26 protein-coding genes are annotated in these 23,831 nt (G+C 67.9%); 7 read left to right on the top strand and 19 right to left on the bottom strand.

The features are described from left to right. Nucleotides 1–10: 10 nt before the first annotated feature. From NI2_RS10655 to NI2_RS10620, 8 genes are all read right to left on the bottom strand, one after another. A complete protein-coding gene (locus tag NI2_RS10655) occupies nt 11–871 on the bottom strand; it encodes an ABC transporter permease (RefSeq protein WP_067488943.1) in 861 nt (286 codons plus the stop codon). Nucleotide 872: 1 nt separating this feature from the next. Beyond that, nucleotides 873–1,730, bottom strand: coding sequence for an MlaE family ABC transporter permease (locus NI2_RS10650; RefSeq protein ID WP_084476309.1), 858 nt, complete (start codon nt 1,728–1,730; stop codon nt 873–875). A gap of 238 nt (nt 1,731–1,968) precedes the next feature. Then, nucleotides 1,969–2,895, bottom strand: a complete 927-nt coding sequence (locus tag NI2_RS10645) for a TAXI family TRAP transporter solute-binding subunit (RefSeq protein WP_084476307.1) — start codon at nt 2,893–2,895, stop codon at nt 1,969–1,971. Then, complete coding sequence (locus NI2_RS10640; RefSeq protein WP_067488939.1) at nt 2,892–4,382, bottom strand: sensor histidine kinase; 1,491 nt, start codon at nt 4,380–4,382, stop codon at nt 2,892–2,894. Before NI2_RS10640 ends, NI2_RS10645 begins: the two co-directional genes overlap by 4 nt. A 16-nt stretch (nt 4,383–4,398) precedes the next feature. Next, nucleotides 4,399–5,058: a response regulator transcription factor gene (locus NI2_RS10635; protein ID WP_067489201.1), complete on the bottom strand. Its 660-nt coding sequence runs from the start codon at nt 5,056–5,058 to the stop codon at nt 4,399–4,401. Between the two features lie 46 nt (nt 5,059–5,104). Then, complete coding sequence (locus tag NI2_RS10630) at nt 5,105–6,466, bottom strand: MFS transporter (protein WP_067488937.1); 1,362 nt, start codon at nt 6,464–6,466, stop codon at nt 5,105–5,107. 188 nt (nt 6,467–6,654) lie between these two features. Further along, the gene (locus tag NI2_RS10625) at nt 6,655–6,828 is read right to left on the bottom strand and encodes a CsbD family protein (RefSeq protein ID WP_067488935.1); all 174 of its coding nucleotides are present in this window, start codon (nt 6,826–6,828) and stop codon (nt 6,655–6,657) included. Between the two features lie 128 nt (nt 6,829–6,956). Then, entirely contained in the window at nt 6,957–7,976 is a 1,020-nt protein-coding gene (locus NI2_RS10620; protein ID WP_067489198.1) for a glutathione S-transferase family protein, read from the bottom strand. A 178-nt stretch (nt 7,977–8,154) separates the two neighbouring features. On the opposite strand from NI2_RS10620, the gene NI2_RS10615 reads away from it, so the two are divergent. Genes NI2_RS10615 through NI2_RS10605 form a run of 3 tightly spaced genes read left to right on the top strand, consistent with a single transcriptional unit; the run spans nt 8,155 to nt 12,116 of the window. Continuing rightward, nucleotides 8,155–9,594, top strand: coding sequence for a type III PLP-dependent enzyme domain-containing protein (locus tag NI2_RS10615; RefSeq protein WP_067488933.1), 1,440 nt, complete (start codon nt 8,155–8,157; stop codon nt 9,592–9,594). Next, on the top strand, nt 9,591–10,910 hold the full coding sequence (locus NI2_RS10610) for a pyridoxal-phosphate dependent enzyme (protein WP_067488932.1): 1,320 nt from the start codon (nt 9,591–9,593) through the stop codon (nt 10,908–10,910). Before NI2_RS10615 ends, NI2_RS10610 begins: the two co-directional genes overlap by 4 nt. Before the next feature lie 3 nt (nt 10,911–10,913). After that, complete coding sequence (locus tag NI2_RS10605) at nt 10,914–12,116, top strand: aminotransferase class V-fold PLP-dependent enzyme (RefSeq protein WP_067488931.1); 1,203 nt, start codon at nt 10,914–10,916, stop codon at nt 12,114–12,116. A 9-nt stretch (nt 12,117–12,125) separates the two neighbouring features. On the opposite strand, the gene NI2_RS34400 is transcribed toward NI2_RS10605, so the two are convergent. Continuing rightward, nucleotides 12,126–12,992, bottom strand: coding sequence for a class I SAM-dependent methyltransferase (locus NI2_RS34400; protein WP_067488930.1), 867 nt, complete (start codon nt 12,990–12,992; stop codon nt 12,126–12,128). 153 nt (nt 12,993–13,145) lie between these two features. Between NI2_RS34400 and NI2_RS34395 the strand changes: the two genes are divergently transcribed. Then, nucleotides 13,146–14,198 carry a hypothetical protein gene (locus tag NI2_RS34395; protein WP_067488929.1) on the top strand — a complete coding sequence of 351 codons (1,053 nt, stop codon included), beginning with the start codon at nt 13,146–13,148 and terminating at the stop codon, nt 14,196–14,198. 25 nt (nt 14,199–14,223) lie between these two features. Here the strand turns inward: NI2_RS34395 and NI2_RS10590 are convergent, their stop codons facing one another. Both NI2_RS10590 and NI2_RS10585 read right to left on the bottom strand, forming a co-directional pair. Next, a complete protein-coding gene (locus NI2_RS10590) occupies nt 14,224–14,775 on the bottom strand; it encodes a TetR/AcrR family transcriptional regulator (protein WP_067489195.1) in 552 nt (183 codons plus the stop codon). 35 nt (nt 14,776–14,810) lie between these two features. Continuing rightward, nucleotides 14,811–15,326, bottom strand: coding sequence for a hypothetical protein (locus tag NI2_RS10585; protein WP_133734091.1), 516 nt, complete (start codon nt 15,324–15,326; stop codon nt 14,811–14,813). Nucleotides 15,327–15,399: 73 nt separating this feature from the next. Between NI2_RS10585 and NI2_RS10580 the strand changes: the two genes are divergently transcribed. Then, a complete protein-coding gene (locus tag NI2_RS10580) occupies nt 15,400–15,801 on the top strand; it encodes a PPOX class F420-dependent oxidoreductase (protein ID WP_067488925.1) in 402 nt (133 codons plus the stop codon). A 46-nt stretch (nt 15,802–15,847) separates the two neighbouring features. Further along, entirely contained in the window at nt 15,848–16,351 is a 504-nt protein-coding gene (locus tag NI2_RS10575; RefSeq protein ID WP_067488923.1) for a flavin reductase family protein, read from the top strand. 49 nt (nt 16,352–16,400) lie between these two features. On the opposite strand, the gene katG is transcribed toward NI2_RS10575, so the two are convergent. The 5 genes from katG to NI2_RS10550 all read right to left on the bottom strand — a co-directional run bounded on the left by katG (nt 16,401) and on the right by NI2_RS10550 (nt 20,912). Continuing rightward, entirely contained in the window at nt 16,401–18,629 is a 2,229-nt protein-coding gene (katG, locus tag NI2_RS10570; RefSeq protein WP_067488921.1) for a catalase/peroxidase HPI, read from the bottom strand. Between the two features lie 29 nt (nt 18,630–18,658). Continuing rightward, nucleotides 18,659–19,072, bottom strand: coding sequence for a Fur family transcriptional regulator (locus tag NI2_RS10565; protein ID WP_174552199.1), 414 nt, complete (start codon nt 19,070–19,072; stop codon nt 18,659–18,661). A gap of 77 nt (nt 19,073–19,149) precedes the next feature. Beyond that, nucleotides 19,150–19,758 (bottom strand): class I SAM-dependent methyltransferase, encoded by a 609-nt coding sequence (locus NI2_RS10560; RefSeq protein WP_067488919.1) that lies wholly within the window; start codon nt 19,756–19,758, stop codon nt 19,150–19,152. A 41-nt stretch (nt 19,759–19,799) separates the two neighbouring features. After that, nucleotides 19,800–20,573, bottom strand: coding sequence for a GTP pyrophosphokinase (locus tag NI2_RS10555; RefSeq protein ID WP_067488918.1), 774 nt, complete (start codon nt 20,571–20,573; stop codon nt 19,800–19,802). Nucleotides 20,574–20,609: 36 nt separating this feature from the next. After that, on the bottom strand, nt 20,610–20,912 hold the full coding sequence (locus NI2_RS10550; RefSeq protein ID WP_067488917.1) for a hypothetical protein: 303 nt from the start codon (nt 20,910–20,912) through the stop codon (nt 20,610–20,612). Nucleotides 20,913–21,217: 305 nt separating this feature from the next. Between NI2_RS10550 and NI2_RS10545 the strand changes: the two genes are divergently transcribed. Next, nucleotides 21,218–21,634 (top strand): hypothetical protein, encoded by a 417-nt coding sequence (locus NI2_RS10545; protein ID WP_067488916.1) that lies wholly within the window; start codon nt 21,218–21,220, stop codon nt 21,632–21,634. 10 nt (nt 21,635–21,644) lie between these two features. Here the strand turns inward: NI2_RS10545 and NI2_RS10540 are convergent, their stop codons facing one another. The 3 genes from NI2_RS10540 to NI2_RS10530 form a co-directional block, all read right to left on the bottom strand. Next, the gene (locus tag NI2_RS10540) at nt 21,645–22,826 is read right to left on the bottom strand and encodes a sensor domain-containing diguanylate cyclase (RefSeq protein WP_067488914.1); all 1,182 of its coding nucleotides are present in this window, start codon (nt 22,824–22,826) and stop codon (nt 21,645–21,647) included. 128 nt (nt 22,827–22,954) lie between these two features. After that, nucleotides 22,955–23,365 carry a helix-turn-helix domain-containing protein gene (locus NI2_RS10535; protein ID WP_067488912.1) on the bottom strand — a complete coding sequence of 137 codons (411 nt, stop codon included), beginning with the start codon at nt 23,363–23,365 and terminating at the stop codon, nt 22,955–22,957. A 142-nt stretch (nt 23,366–23,507) separates the two neighbouring features. Next, nucleotides 23,508–23,714: an Rv3202a family protein gene (locus NI2_RS10530; protein ID WP_067488910.1), complete on the bottom strand. Its 207-nt coding sequence runs from the start codon at nt 23,712–23,714 to the stop codon at nt 23,508–23,510. Nucleotides 23,715–23,831 lie beyond the last annotated feature (117 nt).

Here is a 23,831-nt window from a genome sequence, read left to right as displayed (position 1 = left end):
GTCGTTTCCCCTATCCCGAGATCCGGATGCCGGAGTCGACGCCCCAGATAGCCAGTGTGAGAAGCAGATTCAGGAAGACGACGACGATGATCGTCACCTTGATGGCTCGCCCGGCCGCGACGCCGACGCCTTCCGGTCCGCCGGCGGCGATGTAGCCGAAGTAGCACTGGACGAACGTGGCGACGAGCACGAACGCGACCGCCTTGAGTACCGAGTAGACGATGTCGCCCGGGTCGAGGAACTGGTGGAAGTAGTGGTCGTAGGTGCCGATGCCGTTGCCGCCGAGGAAGATCGCGGTGATCTTGGTGGTCAGGTACGCGGTGGCCATGCCGACGGCGTACAGCGGCAGAATCGCGACGGCGGCGGCGAGCATGCGGGTGGTGATCAGGTAGGGGAGGGGGCGGATGGCCATCGACTCGAGCGCGTCGATCTCCTCGGCGATCCGCATCGACCCGATCTGTGCGGTGAATCGGCAACCCGCCTGGGCGGCGAACGCGATGGTCGCCAGTAGCGGGGCCAGCTCCCTGGTGGTGGCGAAACCCGAGATCGCGCCGGTGAGCGGGCTCATCGTCAACAGATCGAGCGCGGTGTGTGATTCCATGCCGACGGTGACGCCCCCGAAACCGCACAGGATCACGATCACCCCGGCGGTGCCACCGCCGACGACCAGTGCGCCGTTGCCCCAGGTGACATCGATGATCAACCGTGTGACTTCTCTTCGGTAGTGCCGCAGCACGAACGGAACGGCGAGCAGCGCTCGCACGAAGACGACGCCCTGGTGGCCCATCCGCACGTTCGCCTCGACGACCGGCGTTGTCGCTGTTCGCGCCGCGTGGAACGGACGCAGCAGGGGTGGCGTGTAGTTCGACATCTCAGAGCACCTTGGACGGCAGCAGGGTGTTGTAGATCTGGGTGAGCGCGATATTGGCCGCGAAGAGCACGATCGCCGAACTGACCACCGCGGAGTTCACCGCGTCGGCGACCCCACCGGGGCCGCCTTTGGTGTTCAGGCCGCAATCACAGGCGATGATCGCGGTGAGCGCGCCGAACACCGCCGCCTTCACCAGCGCGACCAGCAGGTCGCTCGCGACGGCGAACGAGGCGAATGTACTGAGGTAGGAGCCGGGCGTGCCGTCCTGGACGAAGATGTCGAACAGGTAGCCGGTGGCGAAACCGATGAACACGACGAACCCGCACAACAGCATGCTCACCAGCACCGCCGCCAGCAGTCGTGGTGCCACGAGCCTGCGCACCGGGTCGACGCCCATCACCCGCATCGCGTCGATCTCCTCCCGGATCGTGCGGGATCCCAGATCCGCGCAGATCGAGGAGCCGACCGCACCCGCGATCATCAGCGAGGTGACAAGTGGGGCGCCCTGCCGAATGATGCCGAGGCCGTTGACGGCACCGATGAACGTGGTGGCCCCGACTTGGCTGACCAGGGCGCCGATCTGGATCGAGACGATCGCGGCGATGGGAATGGCAACCAGGAGTGTCGGAGTGACTGAGACAGTTGCCATGAAGGAGCTCTGCCGAAGGAATTCGGCTAGCGGGAAACGGCGATCGGCGAGTGCTCGGATCAGCTCTGCAGTGGCTTGCCAGGCCATGCTGACCTGTCGTCCCGCGGTCTCTGTCGCGCATCGCGGATGGTTGCGCCACCAGTCCAGACAGAAGGAGACAATGAGGTCGAAATCTGTTGGCACACTGGTGGATATAGATTTCGAACCCATCACAACCGCCTCTGTGTGAATGCGGTGGTGGACTCGTGCGACCACTACCGGCGAGATTTCTACCCTGGCGTACATGCATTACTACGCGCCCGTAGTTTTCTGTCTGGGACTGTAGCAAGAGGTTGTCGTGACTGTCGAGGAATCGAGGCATCCAGGCTTCGCTCGCGTGAGCGCGATGGTGCGGCGTATCGGACAGCAGTAGGGGAACCCGCACGAGCAACGTGCCTGGGGCAACCGGTCAGCCGTGCCAGCGGCGGTAGACCTCGGCCGCGGCGGGGTGCAGGGGGACGGTGCCGGTGCCGATGAGGAAACGGCCGTCGAGGAATTGGGTGCCCGCGGCCTCGGCGGGGACCAGGGCATCGGCGTGCCAGAGGAGGAGTTCGACGATGGCGGCGGCTGTCTCGTCGGGCAGGGTCGCGGTGGCGAGAAGCAGGTTGGTGACGCCGATGGTGTGGACAGCGGGGCTGCCCGGGTAGGCGTCGGCGGGGATGGCGACGTGGTCGTAGACGGGGCCGTACTCCGCGCGCATCGGTGCGACCAGCGCGCCGAGGTCGAGCAGCCGCATCGGATCGGGCACGGTGAGGGCGGCGGTCGGTACGCCGCCTGCCCACAGCAAGGCGTCGATGCCGCCGTCGGTCAATGCCCGGGTGGCCTCGCGCAGGGGACGATGTTCGATGACCACACCGGCGGCCGGGTCCAGGCCTGCCGCGGCCAGGAGGCGTGCACCGGTCAGCGCGGCACCCGAACCGGCCGCGCCGAGGTTCACCCGTCGGCCACGCAGGTCGGCTATCTGTTCGACGTCGCTGTCGGCACGGACCGCCAACTGCAGGTAGTTCTCGTACACGCGGCCCAATGCCAGTACTCGGCTGCCGAAGTCGCCGACCGAATCCGCCAGTGCCAGTGCGGTTTCGACCTCGCCGTCGGCGATCATCCGCAGATTCTGTTGCGAGCCCGCGGTTTCCACCGGCTCGATCCGGACGGTGTCGGTTTCGTTCGCGGCCGCGTCTGCCAGCAGCCGGGCGAAGGCGAAATAGAAGCCGCCGTCCTCGCCGGAGGCCAAGCGCACTGTCGACCGGTCGCCCGTGCCGCAGCCGAAGAGCGCCGCCGAGGCGAGTGCGGTCAGCGCGAGCATCCGACGACGCGTCATCGGCACCGCGCCGCTCATCGAAGCACCGCCGGTAGCCGGATCGCCACGGCGAGGCCGTGTGGCCGCACCGCCTCCACCGCCAGTTCGCCACCGTGCGCTCTGGCCAATGCCTGCGCGATCGAGAGTCCGAGCCCGGTGCCGCCCGGTACGGCCGTGGTGCCGCGGAAGAAGCGGGTGGTGAGTTTGTCGAGTTCCTCCGGTGCGACACCGATCCCGTCATCGGCGACCCGAACCGTCACCCAGCCCGGCTCGGCCTCGATGGTGACCTGGGTGTGCGCGCCGGCACCCGCGTATCGGCAGGAATTGCTCAGCGCCACATCGAGAATCTGCGCCAGCGCCGCCGAACTGATCGCCGCGGCCGAGCTGCTCGCGCCACTACCTTCCGACGACGAAGCGCGAGCAACGGCAACGTTGGTCCCACCGGACGCAGCACTCGAATCCAACGGCCGGACGACAGACGTCCGCGGGAGGGCCGCCAACTGGATACCCGCATCCTGGAAAGCCGACACCCACGCATCGATGCGGTCGGTGACAACCTGCGCCGGATCGCACTGTTCTTTCTCGGACGCCGCGGTCCCGAACGACGCGGGCACTTCCGCGACGGCGAGCTCCAACAGGTCGTCCAGCAGCGCGGTCAACCGTTCCACTTCCGCGGTAGCACCACGAAAGGTCGCCGACGCGGTCGCGGGCACGGCGTACTCGAGTGAGTCGAGCCGAATCATCAAGGCGGCCAGTGGGTTACGCATGGCATGCGCGGTGTCGGCGACGAGTTGACGTTGCGCGTCGGCGGAGTCGCCGACCGCGGTGGCCATGGCGTCGACGGACTCGGCCAGCGCGCGAACCTCGGGCGGGCCGCCGTAGTTCCTGGTGATCGGTGCGCGCCCGCGCGGTTTGGGCAGGGTTGCGGTGAGCTCGGCGACGGCGTCCGACATCGCGGCCAGCGGACGCAGCACCCAGCGGCTCAGAACGAGCGCCAACAGCATGAACCCGATCATCGCGCCCAACCCGCCGACCGCGATCACAGCCCAGGTCCTGGCGATAGCGGCACGAGCCGCCGCGGTCGACGCCTCGATCACGACGGCCCCGTTCACCTGCACACCGGTGCCGACGGGACGCGCGACGAGCATGACCGGTGCGCTCCACGGCTTGAGCCGATCCTGGTGCTGGGGACGCTGGTTGCGCCGCGCCGCCGCCAGTGCCGCGCTGATGCGCGAATCGGCCACCACCACACCGGCATTCACGATCGGCGCGCCCCGCGCGTCGACGACGAGCACGTTCTCGCCGTACAGCTCGTGATAGCGATGCACCTCGTCGGCGAGCGCGCGCACCCCGTCGGGGGAACCGGCCCCGTCGGCGAGCGTGGCGAAACGGTCGGCGTCGCCGGAACGGCCGAGCACCAACTGCTGGGTGCGGCTGGTGGCAGCCGTGAGTGACAGCGGCACCGCGAAAGCCAGCACCGCGAGCGCGGCGAACACGGTGAGGACGATCAGCAGCCTGCGGCGCACGCGCGTCCTCCCGCGATCACTGCCCCCACCGATACCCGTAGCCGCGAATGGTGGTGATCAGTCCCGGCCGGTTCAGTTTGGCGCGCAACCCGGTCATGTGGACGTCGAGGGAGCGGGAGACCGCGACGAACGCGTCGCCCCAGATGCGGTCCATCAGCTGCTGCCTGCTCACCGCCGCACCCGGTCGCTCCACGAGTGCCTCGACCAGCTCGAATTCCTTCTGGGTGAGCGAGACCGGGGTCCCGTTAACCTCGACCGTGCGGGCGCGCAGGTCGACGCGCACGTCCCCGGTGACGACTTCGGTTCTGCTCTGGTTGGCGACGGCGGCCGCCCGCCGCAGCACCGTCTCGAGCCGCGCCATCAGCTCCGCGATCCGCGGTGGTTTCACCACATAGTCGTCGGCCCCGCCGCGCAGCCCGCGCACGATGGACCGTTCGTCGCTGCGGGCGGTCAGGATCAGCACCGGAACGGCGCTCACCTCGCGCAGGTGCCGAAGTACCTGCAATCCGTCCGCGTCCGGCAGGCCGAGGTCGAGGAGGACGGCGTCGTAGTCGCGGTGGGAGATGAGCAGGTCGGCGCCGCGGCGCATGCGCTCGGCGCGGTAGCCGCGTGCGGTGAGCGCCTCCACCAGGGCGTCGCCCACTCCGTCGTCGTCTTCGACCACCGCAAGCCGCACGCGCCGATCCTCCCACAGGGCCTGGATCGGCGCGTGTACCGCACGGTCAGCCACGCACGGCGGCCATCGTCCGTTCCGGCTCCACCGGGTCGGCGTGGACCTCGCGCTCGGCTTCGATGGTCGACTCGGCCGAGGTCTCCCGCATGAAGTAGTACGTGAGCAGCGAGATCCCGATACATCCGGCGACGTAGAAGAAGTACAGCGACTCGAGGTCCGCCTTCTTCAGCGCCAACGCGATCATCTCGGCGGTGCCACCGAAGATGGCGACGGTGAGCGCGTACGGCAGGCCTACGCCGAGCGCGCGGATCTTGGTCGGGAACAGTTCGGCCTTCACGATCGAGTTGATCGAGGTGTAGCCGGTGACGATCACCAACGCGAGCATCATCAGGCCGAAGGCGGCCAGCGGGTTGGCGGTGTGGGCGAGGGTGGTCATGATCGGCACCGTCAGCAGGGTGCCCGCGACGCCGAAGAAGATGAGCAGCTTGCGGCGACCGATGCGGTCGGACAGTCCGCCCGCGATCGGCTGCAGCACCACGAAGACCAGCAGTGCGACGAAGTTGATCCAGGCGACGGTGTCCTTGGAGATGCCCGAGGTGTTGATCATGAACTTCTGCATGTAGGTGGTGTAGGTGTAGAACGCCACGGTGCCACCCATGGTCAGGCCCACGACCAGCAGGCATTCGCGCGGGTACTGCAACAGCACCCGCAGCGAACCGCGCGAGCTGCTCGGGGCCGCGCCGGTGGTCTTCGTCGCGGCCTCGAACGACTCCGACTCGTCCATGCCGCGGCGCAGCAGCATCACCACGATGGCGCCGCCCGCGCCGATCAGGAACGGAATGCGCCAGCCCCAGCTGTACATCTGCTCGGCGGAGAGCACCTGCTGCAGGACGATCTGCACACCGAGGGCGGTGAGCTGGCCGGCGACCAGGGTCACGTACTGGAAGCTGGAGTAGAAGCCGCGCCGCCCCGGGGAGGCCACCTCCGACAGATACGTGGCGCTGGTGGCGTATTCGCCGCCGACGGAGAGTCCTTGCAGCAGCCGCGCCAGCAGCAACAGCACGGGCGCCGCGATGCCGATGGTCGCGAAGCCGGGCGTCACCGCGATCATCAGCGAACCGGCGGCCATCACGGTGACGGACAGGGTGAGCGCGGCGCGTCGACCGAACCGGTCGGCGTAGCGGCCCAGCGCCCACCCACCGATCGGGCGCATGATGAACCCGACCGCGAAAACCGCCGCCGTCGAGAGCAACTGGGCCGTCGGGTCGCCGTCGGGGAAGAACGCCTTCGCGAAGTACACGCTGAACGCGGCGTAGACGTACCAGTCGTACCACTCGACGAGATTGCCGATCGACCCGCGCAACACATTCGCGACGACCCGCTTCTCACCACCGACCTGTGTCGTTGTCACCTTGGACCTCCTCTTTCGGCGCCGCAGTGCGCCGTCGCAGACCACTGTGTCGGCTGTCACAGCCCCCACGGAAGCCACAACGGAGGTTCCTAACGTTCCCTTAGGACGATGCCCGCCAGGGTGCGGTCCGGGCAGAAGGAAACGCCCCGAACCCGAAGGGTTCGAGGCGTTTCGCGGGGTGTCAGGTGTCAGTGGCGGAAGGCGTCCTTGGCCTTCTCGCCCGCGTCCTCGAGGTTGGCCTTGGTCTGATCGGTTTTGCCCTCGTGCTCGAGGTAGCGGTCGTCGGTCGACTTGCCCGCCGCTTCCTTGGCCTTGCCGATGAGCTCTTCGGCCTTGTGCTTCGCCTTGTCCGCGAGACTCACAGTTCGTTCCTTCCAGACAGATCGCTCGGTCAGCGTCGGTGACCGTGGGCCGTCCGTTGGACCCGCTGAGCGCATACCCCGGATTCGGAAAGGCAATCAGGCGCAACCATTTTCACCGGTGGGGCTGGTCACTGCGTGATCGCGGGTACTTGTTCGCCGGGGTGCGGCGGGGGCGGTGGGGTGCCGTCGCCGAAGGGGTGGCCGCCCAGTTCCTCGCGGTGGTGCGGGGTGAGCCAGTTCGACAGGTCCGGGCCCTTCGGGACGATGCCGGTGGGATTGATGTCGCGGTGCACCACGTAGTAGTGCTCCTTGATCTGGCCGAAGTCGATGGTGTCGCCGAAGCCGGGTGTCTGGAACAGGTCGCGGGCGTAGGCCCACAGCACCGGCATCTCGCTGAGCTTGGTGCGGTTGCACTTGAAGTGGCCGTGATAGACCGGATCGAAGCGGGCCAGGGTGGTGAACAGCCGCACGTCGGCCTCGGTGATGGTGTCGCCGACGAGATAGCGCTGGGTGCGCAACCGCTCGCTCACCCGGTCGAGCGCGGCGAAGAGCCGGTCGTAGGCCGCGTCGTAGGCGTCCTGCGCCCCGGCGAAACCGCAGCGGTACACGCCGTTGTTGATCTCGGTGAACACTTCCCGGTCGATCGCGTCGATCTCGTCGCGCAACGCTTCGGGATACAGCTGCGGCGCGCCCGGCCGGTGATAGGCGCTCCACTCGGTGGAGAAATCGAGGGTGATCTGGGCGTAGTCGTTGGTGACCACCTGCCCGGTCGCGATCTCGACCATCGCGGGCACGGTGATGCCGCGCGGATAGTCGGGGAACCGGGCCAGGTAGGCGTCACGCAGGCGATGGATACCGAGCACCGGATCGACGCCGCCCGGGTCGAGGTCGAAGGTCCAGCTGAGTTTGTCGTGGGTGGGCCCGCACAGGCCGAGTGACAGCACCGGCTCGAGCCCGAGCAGGCGACGCACGATCAGGGTGCGGTTGGCCCACGGGCAGGCCCGGGCCGCGACCAAGCGGTAGCGGCCGGGTTCGACGGGGTAGCCGTCACGGCCGTCGGCGGTGATGCGTGTGGTGATGTAGTTGGTGTCGCGGCGGAACTCGCCCTTCTCGACGTAGCTGCCCGCACCGGCGTCGGCATCGCTCATCGGGTCAGTGTCGCATATCGGAAGGGCGAAACCGGTCACCTGCGGGCGGTGGTGGCTACCCTGGAAATCGAACCTGTTGTGGCGCAGTGACGCTCGCCGGCTTGTGTGGGAAAGGGGTCGGGGACATGATGTCCTAGCGAAAATCATTGTCAACAAACGTGGCTCGGATGGGGGCAGTGTGGAACCGGACCTGGTCTTGACGCCGCGAATCGGTGGGTCGCTTCGCGCGGTACTCGACACTCCCGGCAGGCTCGCGGAGCTGGTGGCCGCGCTCGGATCGCCACTGAATGTGGTTGTGCCACAACAACTGGAGGAGAACGCGGCGAGCTACCGCGCCGTGTACGGCGCGCACCGGCTGAGCGGGAACATCTTCTTCGCGCACAAGGCGAACCGGTCGAGCGCGATCGTCCGCGCGCTGGCGGCGGGGGAGTGCGGAATCGACGTGGCCTCGCTCGGGGAGCTGCGGCACGCGCTCGAGTGCGGGTTCACCGGCGACCGCATCATGGCGACCGGTCCCAAGGACCGGGAATTCCTGTGGCTCGCCGCACGGGTCGGTGCGGTCGTCAACGCCGACTCTCGCGAGGAGCTCGCCGAGCTGGCCCGGCTGGTCACCGATTCGGGATTGCCGCGAACGCGGGTGATGATCCGGCTGTCGGCGTTCGACTCGCCCGGGGTGACCATTGCCAGCAGACGCAGCCGTTTCGGCTTGCACATCCGCGAACTGCCCTCGGCCCTCGACCTTCTCGACGGGCACCGCGACGCCCTCGACCTGCGTGGCATGGCCTACCACCTCGACACCACCGGCCTCGACGAGAAGGCCCTGGCCCTGGAAGGGTGCCTGCTGGCGATGCGGGAAGCCCAGATCAGGGGATTCACCCCCACCGCGATCGATATCGGCGGCGGTTTCGGCGTGAGCTACCTGCGTGACCGTGCCGAATGGCACCGCTACACCACCGAACTCGGCAACGCGGTGCTCGGCACACGCCCACCCATGACCTGGCACAGCCACGGTTACGGCCTGCGCGCACAGGCGGGCACCCTGCGCGGCACCCTCGGCCTCTATCCCGCCCATCGCGAACTCGCCGGTGCGGACTATCTGGACGAACTGCTGCGCCGCGAGTCGCCCTCGCTGGGCCGGACATTGGCCACCCTGCTGCTGGAAAACCTCTACGACCTGCACATCGAACCCGGTCGCTCGCTGACCGACCAATGCGGCCTCACCCTTGCCCTGGTCTCGGAGGTGCGCACCACCGAGGAGGGCGAAACTCTGGTCCGGGTGGCCGCGAATTCCCGTGACATCAGCGCCGAACACCATGCGGTGCTGATGGATCCGGTGCTGCTGCCCGAACGCGCCGGCGAGCCGGTCGCTGTGTACCTCACGGGCAATCTCTGTCTCGAAGACGACTTCATCACCCGCCGCGAAGTCACCCTGGCGCGCACTCCGGTGCCGGGGGATCTGCTCGCGTTCGTGAACACGGCGGGCTACTTCATGGATTTCGCGGCCGATTCCGCGCTGATGCAACCGGTCGCCCGCACGATCGCGGTCCGCCCCGGCGCGGGCGGGTGGACGTGGTGCCTGGATGAACAGTATTGGCCCGTGGAAGGGAACCGCGCATGAAGTACGACAGCATTCTCGACGTCATCGGGGACACACCGCTGGTCCGGATCGATCCGGCCGTACACGGGCTCACCAATATCGACCTCTACGCGAAGATGGAGATGCTCAACCCGTTCGGTTCGGTGAAGGACCGTCCGGCCTGGAACATGGTGCGCGACGGCCTGTCCCGAGCCGTGGAACAGGGTGACGCGGTGGTCGAGTTGTCCAGCGGCAACACCGCCAAGGCGCTGGCGGTGATCGCGGCGATGCACGGACTGCCGTTCAAGAGCGTCACCAATCGCATGAAGGTGCCCGAGATCAAAGAGCTGCTGCTGTTGCTCGGCGCCCGCATCGAGGAGCTGCCGGGCCAGACCGAATGCCTCGACCCGACCGACACCGAAGACCCGCTCAGCCGCATGTACCGGATGCTGTCCGAGGACGGCGGCGGCTACCTGCACACCGATCAGTACTTCAACACCCGCAACCTCGACGCGCACCGCACCGGGACCGCGCCGGAGATCATCAAGGACCTCGACGGCGCGGGTCCCGACATCTTCGTCGCCTGTATCGGCACCGCCGGATCCTCGACAGGGGTGGCAGGTGTGCTGCGCGAACACAATCCGGCGGTTTCGGTGATCGGGTTGGTCGCCGACAAGTCCGATTTCATCCCCGGTATCCGCAATATCGACGAGATCAACGAGGTCGGCCTGTTCGACCCGGACAACTACGACACCATCGACGCGGTGACCTCGCAGGAGGCGATCGAGGGCATGCTCACCCTCAACCGCCGCTGCGGGATCCTCGGCGGGCCGACGGCGGGCGCCGCCTACTTCGGGGCGCTGCGTCATCTGCGGGCCGTCGACGCGGAGCTCACCGAGCGGCGCACCGCTGTGTTCATCGTGTGCGATCGGGTGGAGAGCTATCTCAGCTATGTGCGCAAGCGCAGGCCCGATCTGCTCGAGCAACCGGTGCGCCCGAACTCGGTGAGCACGGTGACCGACGCCGAGATCGCCGCCGTGGCAACCGTCGACGTGGACCAGGCGCGTGAGTGGATCGCCCGGGACCGGCCGGTGGTCGTCGACCTGCGCGGTTCCTTCGCCTACAGCGCCGTCCACATCGAGGGCTCGATCAATATCGTCGACGAGCTGTTCGACGAACTGGTCCACGGCGGGCTGCCGTTCGGTGCGGGCACCCCGGTGCTGCTCGTGTGCCCGGTCGGTGAGAAGTCCGCGCGCTACGCGGCCCTGCTCACCCGGATGGGGCACCGGGACGCGCGGAGTCTGCGCGGCGGTGTCGTGGCCTGGCGCGACGCCGGCGCACCACTGGTCAGGGACTGAGCCATGACCGACGACGTTCTCGACCGGTTGGCCGACTGGCAGGCCGGACTACGCGCCCAGTTCCCGATTCTCACGCGCAATCCCGATGTGGCCTATCTCGACAGCGCGGCCACGACCCAGAAACCGGCCGCGGTGCTCGACGCGGTCACCGATTTCCTCACCACCGGCAATGCCAATGTCGGGCGCGGCTCCTATCCGTGGGCGACCGCGACGACCAGCCGCATCGAGCGTGCCCGCGATCGGGTACGAATCGCCCTGGGCGACACCACGACCGGTTCCTCGGTGGAGTTCGTCGGCGGCACGAGTCACGGATTGCGGGCGGTGGCGCAGGACTGGCTGGCCGATCAGCTCCTCGACGGTGACGAGATCATCGTTCCGTTCGGTGACCACGAAGCCAATCTGCGTCCCTGGCTCGATATGCGAGACGACCTGGCGCGCGGTGGAATTCGCGTGCGCATCGTCGCGATGCCGGTCGATCCGGCCTCCGGTGACTACGACCACCGGGCCCTGCCGTCGGTGGTCACCGACCGCACTCGCTTCGTCGCCGTCACCCACGTGCATCACGTCTTCGGTGTCGACATGAACGTGCACCGGGTGCGTCAGGCGGTGGGACCCGATGTGCCGATCTGTCTCGACGCCGCGCAGAGCGTCGGGCACCGGCCGGTGTCGGTCGCCGACCTCGATGTGGACTTCGTGGTGTTCTCCGGGCACAAGATGCTGGCCCTGCCCGGCATCGGGGCGGTGTGGGCGCGCAATCGGCGTGGCCCGCGCTTCGCGATACGCGGGTGGGAGGGGACGCCGAACACGGCGGGCATCGTCAGCATGGCCGCCGCCTTCGACTGGCTCGATGCCGCCGGAACGGCCGAGATCGGCGCCTGGACAAGCGCTTTGACCCTACGACTCACCGACGGGTTGGCCCGACTGCCGGGAGTGCAGGTGCTCGGCTGTCAGGACAGTCTCACCGCCGAATCGACCGTGCAGCGGCGCGAGGCACTGGTGACCTTCCGACATCGCGCGGTGCGCTCCGACGACCTGGGCTTCGTGCTCGCCGACGAGGGGATCATGGTGCGCGCCGACGGGCACTGCCAGGCGGGCCGTCATTCCGACGACCACGCCGTGCGGGTGAGCGTGCACGTCTACAACATCCCCGGCGAAATCGACCGGGTGCTCGAGGTGGTGCGGCGGTGCGAGGGAATGAGCAGCTGAGCGATCGGGTCAGGCGGGGGTGCGGCCTCGAAAAGCGGTGCGCGCGCTGAGGAGGGCGAGGTCGTCGCGGGTGCCCAGCCAGTGTTCGTCGTGCGGGTCGAGGAGTCGCTGCCAGACCGCCGTGTCGGCGTCGTCGAGGTACGGTGCCGCCCGGCGTACCCGCGCGGCGAATTCGTCCAGCACGACCCGGCGGACCTCGGTGGACAGGGGAGCGGGCAGGTCGACCAGGGCTGTCGAGGCGGTGACGTCGACGAGACCGGCGTCGGCGAGGATCGCCGTCCACGCGCGGCGCGGTCGCACCGCCGCCGCACGGTCGAAGAACCAGCGGGTGAACTGCTGATCGTGCGCCTCGTCGAGCCGAATCTCCAGGCCGGGCCTGCCGATTCCGATGTCCCACGGCAGGCAGCGGGTGGGCAGACCACCCTCGGCGATGCCGAGGACGCCGCCGGGTCGCAGCAGTCGGGTGAGGGAGCGGACGGCCGCGTCCCAGTCGTGTGCGTGGTGCACACACCAGGACGACCAGACCACGTCGGCCGGTTCGGGTAGTGGTGGTGCGCCGTCCTCGAGGTCGTGCAGGACCGCGCGGACCCGGTCACTGACCCCGGCCGCACGCGCGGCCTCGATGGTCAGCTCGAGCATCGCCGGATCGAGGTCCACCGCGTACACACGCCCCGCCTCACCGACAGCTCGTGCCAACGCGACGGTCGACGTTCCGGCCCCCGGCCCCACATCGACGACAATCTGTCCCGGCGCGACCGCCAACGGCTCGAGCAACGCCAGCGTCGCGTCGAGGAATACGGCCTCGGCCGCGGCCGGTTCCCCGGTCGAGGTCCCGGTCCCCGCACGCCCCCCGCGGCGCTCATGAATGATCGTCATAGCGCACATGCTACTGAACATCATTTTCAACTCGAATGGGGACACGCCGATCGCGAATCCGCGGTGGCGGCAATCGGTGCGTGGCAATGAATCAACAACCCCTGCAACAGCTTCCACCGAGAAGCTGTCGGTACCTCGGCCTACTGTCTCGGTATGGAGCTCCTGCCCGACACCCGCTTGACCGACCTGTTCGCGCGCCTGCGCGCCGCCGATTTCCGTGACTGCACGCGCACCGACATCGAACGCGCCTGTCGCGCGATGGGCGGCACACTCGCGAGCGACGGCTCGGTCGACATTCCCGACATGCCCGCAGGCACCCATACCTTCGGCGACGACGATCCCTACGACGAGAACAAGCCCTGCCGACTGTTCTCCGTTCCCGTCGCGAAGATCGAGCCGGAACAGTTCCGCACCTACCTCGATCGCGCGGTGGCGGCGTGGGGTGAGCCCAGCTGGTACAGCGGCCTCTCGGAGGATCTCGACGTCGGCTGGATCGACGGGCCGACGCTGTACACCCTCGAACTGGCGGCCGACGGAGACCTCGAGCTGGGTATCCGCTCGGTCGAGGTCGACGGGAACCGCCGATGGTGGAACTGGAAAACGCAATACCACTACCCGGAATTCCTCGACGAGGACGACTGGATTCCCGCCGACGAGCACGACCTCGAGTACACCAGCGCCGACGACTACGAGGTCGACTACACGTGGTCCGCGGGACCCTCCGGTCGCGGGGCCGAAGTGTGGAGCGTGTACACCCTCGCGCACCTGCGCGGCCTGCTCACCGACCTCGTGACCAGCCTCCATCTCGCGATGCGCGCCCTCGGTCCGGGCCCGCAACCCCTGGTGCTCGACTTCTACGACCTCGAGCAGTCCCCGGATCGTCAGGTGCGATTCACGCTGTCTTCCAACGAGATCCGCGTGTCCGCCGCGGTCACCGATGCCACGCGCCACCACCTGGCCGCCCTCGGCTTCACCGAGCGCCCCGATGACACCGCGCTGCGCTGCTGGTCCGATGTGTCCACCGATGCCCGCGCCGCCGCGACCGTCACCACGGTCCTGTTGCACCGCCTCGGCCTCGGTACCGAGTACCTCACCATGCACGAATCGGGCGACCCACTGTCGATTCCGGGCTTCTCGGTCGACCTGGATGTGGACTTGGTCGATCCCGACGAGGACGAGGACGACGACGAAGAAGACGACTCCTAGCCCGCCACGGTTTCGTCCGTGCGTGTCACAGAAGGCGGCGCACGGCCTCGATGACGGCGCGGCGGCGGTCGTCGGTGGTCTCGGCATCGGAAGCCGGCACACCGGCGGCATTGCCCGGATTCCAGGCGAGCGCGATGCTCAGGACCAGCGTCAGCAGGGTGCCGGGTGAGAAGCCGGAGCCGATGTTGTTCGCCTTCTGCACGGCGGCAAGCGCTTCCAGCTTCACCTCGCGCGCCGGCGTCGCACCAGCGGGGTCCTGATCGCCGCGCTCGAGGCGGTGCCAGGTGGCGAGCCGGATGACTTCGGGATGGGCTCGGCAGTAGTCGAAGAGCCGCCCGGCGTACTCGGGGAGGTCGTCCGCGGTGAAGAGAACCGAGTCGAGGCCGTGGGTGACATGGGCATCGAAGACGGCGTCGAACAGTTGATCTTTGCTGCAGAAATAGATGTAGATGAGGTTCTTGTTGGCTGCCGCGGCCTTGGCGATCCGGTCCACCCGGGCTCCGGCGATGCCGTATGTCGCGAACTCCTCGGTGGCCGCCTGGAGGATGCGTGCCTTGGTGGCCTCGGCTCGGGACATGGGGGTCATCGTAGTTCCGCGGATTGTCGGCGGTGTCATCCGATTCCGAAGTAGACCAGGACCGCGTCGGAGGCAACCAGCAGCACGGTGCACCACACGGTGACTCCGGTCATCAGCCAGCCGATGAGTCGTCGGCGCGGGATTCCCAGTGCGGCACCGAGCAGGGCCGAGCCCCAGGTGCCGAAAAGGGCGGGCCCGAGTATGCCGAAACCCGGGGCGCCGAACCGGGCGAGGACGCGCCGTGCCCGCTGCCCCGCGGCACCGGGCAGCCGGCCTTCCACCGCGTGCTCGCCGATGTCGATCGAAGCCCCTACCTGTTTGATTGTTGTCGAATTAGCCTGCAGCGCAGCTGGTTTCCGGCGGACACGCCAAGACTGCCAGGCCAGTCTGACGCGCTCCATCGCGACCACCGCGAAGATGACACAGCACGCCGCGCCCAGTATCACGGCCAACAGGGCGATCGGACCGGGCAAGGACAGCGAAAGACCGACGGGAATCGCGGGGGTGCCCAAGACGAACCCCGCGAGAAAAGCCCAAACGAATCGCGCCACGCGGCTTCCTTCTCTGTTGCCGATCATCGAGCGGCTCGATGCCGCAATCTAACTAACTGGTTAGTATCATGGCATGGATCACCTCGACACGATGCTCGACGACTTGTCCACCGGTAAATATCTGCTGCTCACCACATTTCGCCGCGACGGCAGGCCGGTTCCCACGCCGGTCTGGGCGATGCGCGACGGGGCGGCGCTGGCGGTATGGACCGCGGCGGACACCGGAAAGGTGAAGCGAATCCGCAACAGCGGTCGGGTGACGGTCTGCTCCTGCGACTGGCGCGGCAACCCGCTCGGCGTTCCCGTGCCCGGGTTCGCCGAGGTACTGACGCCCGGCGAAAGTGCGCACTTCACCGGTCTGATGAAGCGCAAGTACGGCCTGGTCGCCCGCATCGGGCTGGCAGGCAGCGCGCTGCGCGGCGGCTCCGAGCGCATGGCGGGCATCCGCATCCGGCTCGAGCGACGATCGGTGTGAATTTCACGTGTCTTCGGCCGTGACGAAAACTTCTAGACTCGACCCCATGTCTGCCGACACCGACCCCACGGACTCCTTCGACGCGGTGATCTCGGCGGCGGACGCGCCCGTCTGGATCGTCACCACCAGCGCGCACGGCCAGCGCGCGGGTTGCCTCGTCGGATTCGCCACGCAGGTGAGTATCGAGCCGCGCCGGTTCCTCGTCGGCTTGTCCAAGAGCAACCACACCTACGAAACAGCCAAAACGGCAACACATCTCGCCGTGCATCTGATCGCGGCCCGGCATTTCGAGGTGGCCGGGCTGTTCGCCACCACGACCGGGGACGACACCGACAAGTTCGCCAGATGTGACTGGCACACCGGCCCACACGGGCTGCCGGTCCTCACCAGCGCGGCCGGCTGGTTCGCGGGGGAGATCCTCGAGCGCATCGACCTCGGCGACCATCTCGGCGTGCTCCTCGCGCCCGTCGCGGCCGAAGCGCCGTCGACCGACCACGCGATCCTGCACCTGAGCGCGGTCGCCGAATTGAAACCGGGTCACCCCGCCTGAACACGACGACGGCCCGGAACCGTGGTGGGTTCCGGGCCGTCGTCGGGGATCAGCGCAGGTCGAACCGGTCGTTGTCGACCACCTTGACCCAGGCGTCGACGAAGTCCCGCACGAACTTCTCGCCCGCGTCGCTCTGGGCGTACACCTCCGAGACCGCGCGCAGCACCGAATGCGAGCCGAACACGAGGTCGTTGGCCGTGGCCGTCCAGCGCTTGGCGCCGGTCTTGCGATCGAAGCCCTCGTAGACGTTCTCGCCCGACTCGGCCGGCTTCCACTCGGTGTTCTGGTCGAGCAGATTCACGAAGAAGTCGGTGGACAGCACCCCCGGGCGATCGGTGAACACACCGTGCGAGCTGCCACCGTGGTTGGCGCCGAGCGCACGCAAGCCGCCGACCAGCACGGTCATCTGCGGTGCGGTCACATCGAGCATGTACGCGCGGTCGAGCAGCAGACGCTCGAGCGGCGCCTTCTCACCCGGACGCACGTAGTTGCGGAATCCGTCGGCGCGCGGCTCGAGCACGGCGAACGACTCGACGTCGGTGGACTCCTGGGTGGCGTCGGTGCGTCCCGGGTGGAACGGAACCGTCACCGTGTGACCGGCGTCCTGGGCGGCCTTCTCGACCGCCGCGGAACCGGCGAGGACGATCAGGTCGGCCAGCGAGATCTTCTTGCCACCGGTGGCCGAGGCGTTGAAGTCCTGCTGGATCCGCTCGAGCACCTCGAGCACCTTGGCCAGCTCGGCCGGCTCGTTGATCTCCCAGTCGCGTTGCGGTTCCAGCCGGATGCGGGCACCGTTGGCGCCGCCGCGCTTGTCGGTGCTGCGGAAGCTGGCCGCCGACGCCCACGCCGTCTTGACCAGCTGGGCGACGGTGAGACCGGAGTCGAGCACGGTGCGCTTGAGCGCCGCGACATCGTTGTCGTCGACCAGTTCGTGGTCGACGGCCGGGACCGGGTCCTGCCACAGCTGCGGCTCGGCCACCCACGGGCCGAGGTAGCGGCTCAGCGGACCCATGTCGCGGTGCAGCAGCTTGTACCAGGCCTTGGCGAAGGCCTCGGCCAGCTCCTCGGGATGATCGAGCCAGCGCCGGGTGATCTCACCGTAGATAGGGTCCTCGCGCAGGGCCAGGTCGGTGGTGAGCATCGTCGGCGTGCGGGCCGGACCGCCGAACGGATCGGGGATGAGTCCTTCGCCCGCACCGTCTTTCGGCTTCCACTGCCACGCGCCCGCGGGGCTCTTGGTGAGTTCCCATTCGAAGCCGTACAGGTTCTTCAGGAAGCCGTTGCTCCACTGGGTGGGTGTCGCGGTCCAGACGACCTCGAGTCCACTGGTGATGGCGTCCTTGCCCTTGCCGGTACCGAAGGAACTCTTCCAGCCGAGACCCTGCTGCTCGATCGGGGCGGCCTCGGGCTCGGGTCCGACCAGGCTCGCGTCACCCGCGCCGTGGGTCTTGCCGAAGCTGTGCCCGCCGACGATCAGCGCCGCGGTCTCCTCGTCGTTCATGGCCATCCGGCCGAAGGTCTCGCGGATGTCGCGGGCCGCCGCTACCGGGTCGGGCCTGCCGTTGGGCCCTTCCGGATTGACGTAGATCAGGCCCATCTGCACCGCACCGAGCGGTCCTGAGAGCTCGCGGTCACCGCTGTAGCGCTCGTCGCCGAGCCAGGTGTCTTCCGGGCCCCAGAACATCTCTTCGGGCTCCCAGATGTCGGGGCGGCCGAAGCCGAAGCCGAAGGTCTTGAAGCCCATCGACTCCAGCGCGACATTGCCCGTGAACACCAGGAGGTCGGCCCAGGAGATCTTGTTGCCGTACTTCTGCTTCACCGGCCACAGCAGCCTGCGCGCCTTGTCGAGATTGGCGTTGTCGGGCCAGCTGTTGAGCGGGGCGAAGCGCTGCGCGCCCTGCCCGCCGCCGCCGCGGCCGTCGGCGATCCGGTAGGTACCGGCCGCATGCCAGCTCATCCGGATGAACAGGCCGCCGTAGTTGCCGTAGTCGGCGGGCCACCAGTCCTGGGAATCGGTGAGGACCGCGGCGATGTCGGCCTTGAGCGCCTCGACGTCGAGCTCGGCGAATTCCTTCGCGTAGTCGAAGTCCTCGCCGAGCGGGTTGGACTTGGACGAGTGAGCGTGCAGGACCGAGACGTCGATCTGCTCGGGCCACCAGTCCTGATTGGTCTGCGGGCGATGCGCCTTGGGCTCGGGCGAGGGGATCGCGGGGTTCTCGCTCTCGCTGGTGCTCGAGGTCTCGGTGTCAGGAGTGGGTGGGCGGCTATCGGAGGTCACGATATTCCTTCCTGGACGGGTGGTGCGGACTACTCGTTAGGGGTGGACGGTGCGTGCGCGCAGTCGGGGCACAGGCCCCAGTAGATGACCTCGGCTTCATCGATGGCGAAGCCGTGGTCGTCGGCCGCGGTGAGACAGGGTGCTTCGCCGACCTGGCAGTCGACGTCGAAGATCGCGCCGCAGTCCCGGCAGATGAGGTGGTGATGGTTGTCGCCGACGCGCGACTCGTATCGGGCGACCAGGCCGCGTGGCTGGATGCAGCGCAGCAGTCCGGCGCCGGTCAGGGTGCGCAGCGAGTCGTAGACCGCCTGGTGGGACACACCGGGCAGTCGCGAGCGAACCGCCCGGATCACCGAATCGGTATCGGCGTGCGGATGTTCGTGCACAGCGCCCAGCACCGCGACACGCGGAGCTGTGACGCGCAGTGAAACTCCCCGCAGCATCTGCTGGAATTCCTGGTCCGTCGGCACGCCACGAAGTCTTCCCCGTTTTCTTGAATCAGTCAAGTATTTGTTCCGGGTCAGGTTCGTGAGAACACCGCGACGAGGAAGTCGGAGTCGTCGCGGAAGGGTCGAAGGTCCCAGGTGGACAGCAGGAGATCGGTTGTGAGTCCGGCTTTTTCGGTGTCGTCGAGGAAATCGGCGAACTCGTAACCGCGCTCGGCGCCGAAGCCGGTGATCAGGCGGCCCGCGGGTGCGAGATGGCGGGAGAAGCCCTCGAGCACCGCGATCCGGGTGGACGGCGCGAGGAAGGTGAGCACATTGCCCGCGCAGACGATGGCGTCGAAATCGCGGGTGGGCAGATCCAGTTCGGCGAGGTCGCCGACGAGCCAGGTGGGGCCGGGGTGATCGGCGCGGGCGGCGTCGATGAGCACCGGGTCCACATCGACACCGACCACGGTGTGCCCCGCGTCGTGCAGGTAGCCGCCGATCCGGCCGGGTCCGCAGCCCGCGTCGAGCACGCGCGCGCCACGTCCGAGCATGGCGTCGACCAGTCGCGCCTCACCGACGATGTCGGTGCCCTCGGCTGCGAGGGTGCGGAATCGTTGCACGTACCTCGCCGAATGCGACGGGTCGGCGGCGACGATCTCCTCCCACTGACTGGGCGTGCGGTCCTTCGATGCGCTCATGATCGACTCCTCCTGCGGCCGACCCTAGCGCGATTCACGGACTAGGCGCGGAGATCTCCGGGAAATGGCCGGCTGGTGAGGCTGTGATAGAGCACGCTGAGGTCGAGGGCGTCACCGGCGGCGGTTTTGGGCTCGGCGGCTCGATCGACCTGGCGGTGCAGCGCTTCCATCTTCTCGTCGAGCTGGGTGGCCGCCTCGGCTGCTTGGGCGAGGTCGCTGCGCAGGTTCGGCGGCACCTCACCCCGGTATTTGTAATAGATCTTGTGCTCGAGGCTGGCCCAGAAATCCATGGCGATGGTCCGGATCTGGATCTCCACCGGGACCCGCTGGGTGTGCCCGGCGCGAAATACCGGGATCGACACGATCAGGTGCAGGCTCTGGTACCCGTTGGGCTTGCGGTGGGTGATGTAGTCGCGCTCCTCGAGCACGGTGATGTCGGCCTGGCTGACCAGCAGGTCCCGGATGGTGGCGATATCGGAGATGAAGCTGCACACCACCCGCACACCGGCGATGTCGAGCACGTTCTCGCGGATGGCGGCCAGGTTCATCGCGTAGTTCTTGCGCCGCACCTTCTCGAGCACGCTCTCGGGCGACTTCAGCCGCGAGCCGACGTGCTCGATGGGGTTGTAGGCGTGGGTGTTGTTGAAGTCCTCGCGCAGGATGTTGATCTTGGTGGTGACCTCGTCGATCGCGAACTTGTACCCGAGCATGAAGTCGACGAACTGGTCGCGCAGCGCGCGCACGTCGTCGACATCGACCAGTTGCCCGTTGGATGCCGAGCCGGTGTCGGGTTGCCAGGGTTTCACCCCGACCATTGTGCCCGTTACGTCGCCGACGGCCCCGCGGGGGCGTCACAGCCCCGGTTCGTCCTCGTCGAGCCGATGGTGGTTGAGCTGGGCGAATCCCCACGCTGCCAGGGCGGTGAAGCAGGCGATGTGGAGCATGTAGCCGGTGAGGACGAGCATGATGCCGTACTCGTGCATCCAGCGCCCGAGGGGGAACACCGCGAGTGCGCCGAGGCCGAGCATCACCACCGAGGTACCGAGGGCCGGCAGTGCGAGAGGGGTGAGGTCGGTGCGTTTCGGTTCCGGCGCGGGAGTGTGTTCCGGGGGAGCGATCTCGGGGCAGCGGTCGGGTTGTGCGTCGGTGATCATCGAGAATTCCTCGCGTTCGGGCTCGAAATATGAACGGGGGCAGCGGGAGTGGGGCGTGGCGGCGGTGAGGCGCGAGGATCGCCACCCGCCGATGGGCGGTGACCCGTCATGTATTCGGTCCTGCGGGCGGATGGGATGGGACCGATCTGCGCGTCGCAATTTTCCAGCTAAATCGTGTCGCCGAGCATGGAAGTGGTGGTCTCGCGGCATGGAGTGAGCTTCAGTGCTCGTCTGCACCACCGCGCCAGCTACGTTTTGGCACACCGGTACCGTTTGCGGTGCCGGCGGCGGGGTAGGGCCACGGCATGACCGAACCAGACGACACCTACGACCCGCCCCAGGACACCGGCGCGCCCGACTCGGTCGAAACCGATCCGGCCGCGCTCAACAGCAGTGAGGACCTCGATGAGGACCGCCTGCGGGAAGACCCGCTGGAAGCCGGTATGGACCCGCCGGAGCACTGGACCGGCGTCACGAAATACGGGATGACCCCGGCCGAAGAGGCCACCCCGCGGGGGCTGGACGAACGCCTGGCCGAGGAGGAACCCGATGTGGTTCCCGGTTCCGCGCCGCAGGCGGCCGGGTCGTCTTCGGTCGAACTCGATCAGGACGGCAACGAGGTCGCTCCGCGGGTCGGCTACGAAGAGGACCTCGGCATCGCCGCCGACGTGGCCGGTGGTTCCGTGCCCGACGAGATCCGCAGCCCGGAGCCGCCGGAGTGATCCGGACCGTTCAGTTGCCCGCGTATTTCGCGGCGTAGAGAGCCTGATCGGCGCGGGTGAGCAGGTGGTCGGGCCCCTGGCCCATCAGCGCGACGAGGACCGCGCCGATGCTCACCGCCACGTCGATGCTCACGGTGTCGACGGTGACCGGGGTGCTCAGTGCCTTGTGGAGCGCGGCGACCAGCCGGTCGAGGAGGTCCTGGTCGGCCGGTGGCTCGGCGAGGACGACGAACTCGTCGCCGCCGGTCCGCGCCAGCACGCACCCGAGTGCGGCGGCCGCCGACTCCAGCCTGTTCGATACGGCGGCGAGCAATTTGTCGCCGACGATGTGGCCGAACGAATCGTTGACCTCTTTGAAGTTGTCCAGATCCAGCGCGCACACCCCCGCCCTCGCCTCCGGATCCGCCTCGTCGATGACGGTATGCAGCCGGTCGAGCAGGTACCGCCGGTTCGGTAGGGCGGTGAGCGGGTCGTGCATCGCCTGCCACTGCAATTGCTCTGTGGTCGTGCGTCTTTCGGTGATGTCCTCGCCGAAGCCGAGCAGGTAACGGCGTTCGCCGTCGGCCGAGGCGCAGCGGGTGACGGTCCAGGAAGTCCACACCATCGATCCGTCCTGGCGGGGGAATCGGCCTTCGATCTGGATGCTGCCGGTGGGCGAGTCGTCGAGGGCGCGCATCACCCGTTCACGCACCTCGGTCTGGCGGTCGGCCGGGAACATCGTGAAACCGGTCGTGCTGCGCAGCTCCGCCAGGCCGCGGCCGATGAGCCGTTCGAAGGCCGGGTTCGCGTCGAGGATCATGCCGTTCTCGTCGCCGATGGAGATACCGATCGAGGAGTGGTGGAAGGCGATCTCATAGCCCTCGGCATGCGGGGGCGCGGCGCACAGGGCGCGCGCGAAGCCGGTGCCGAATCCGCCGAGCAGCGCATCGCCGGTGGCGAGGTCGCGCGGTCTCGCCGATTCGGCGACCGCGCGTAGTACCGGAACCGACACGGCGATGACGGCCGGGTCGGTGAGGCCGAGGTCGGCTATCGCTCGCGCGGCTCGTTCGCCTGCCTCGAACGCGGCCTCGTGCGGCGCCTCGCCGAGGTCGGCGACGATGCGGCGGACCTGCTCGACGAGCGAATCCCGCGAAACCGGACCGAGCTCGGCCAGGCGCCGAGCCCACTCGTCTGCGTGGTCGTCGAGGTTCATAGCGAAGCCGGTTCCAGGTGGGCGGCGTCCTTGCCGCGGCCGATGCGGTCGGTGGTGATCATGCCACGTCGGAGCCGGACAGCGGCCGCTCGGCCGCACCGATTCGGTGCGGCGGGGGTCAGGCGGGCTCAGCTGTCGAAGTGAACAGCCAGCAATCGCTCGCTCGCGCGCAAATGCTCGGCCATGGTGACGAGCAGGTCGATCGAATCGCGGGACAGGCCGATCGTCTGGACGAGGAACAGGCGTGGCCGGTCGAGCTGCAGGCGCGCGAGCAGGGTGCTGTCGTCGACGTTCGACTCGTTCAGGTCGCGGACGAAGAAGTAATCAGGTTCCACCTGGAAGTAATCGGCCAGTGCGGCAACGGTTCTCCACGAAGGGTTGCTGCGGCCGCCCGACCGCAGCTGGGACAGATACGGTGCCGAAATGCGATGCCCCGCCGCCTGCAACGAGCGTGCGACCTGGCGGTTGGTGCACCGGTCCGCGACCTGCTCGGGTGGATTGCGGAAGAGCTCGTTGAGGCGGGTAGCGAAGTGCGACACGGCGATTCCTCGACATCAGGTTGGTCAGAAGACCATCTTGTGCCGCTCGCTGTGTCGCTGGCAATAGCGCCAGCTAACTTGTGGCTTCCATCACGAAATTCGGCCCGGGCGTTTGTTCGACGGCGAAACGCGGTGGCCTGCCTCAGTAGGCGAGAGGGTAGTCGTCGTCCGGCATCGGAGTGATCCACGACTGGTCGAATACGTCGGCCGGGTTCGCGGAATCCCAAGCGGCGCGGGCGAATTCGCTCGGGGGCGTGAGCGCGTCCAGATCGAGGCCCGCTTCGCGGTCGGCGGCGTCGGCCACCGCGAGCTGTTCGGCGAAGTCGGCGTCATCGCGGGTAGGGATCATTCTCGACCTCCAGATGCGGATTCGGCGGGGTGGGCCGGCTGCCGGACCGGCCCACTCCGAGGTGGAAGAGCGACGTGACATTCGAGGTGTTCTCGCCGTTGCGGCGGAGGTCCGCGC

This window comes from Nocardia ignorata NBRC 108230, from assembly GCF_001612905.1.
In the GTDB taxonomy this organism is placed as follows: domain Bacteria; phylum Actinomycetota; class Actinomycetes; order Mycobacteriales; family Mycobacteriaceae; genus Nocardia; species Nocardia ignorata.
Note: the sequence above shows the minus strand (reverse complement) of the source record. Positions and strands in the feature narration are given on the sequence as shown.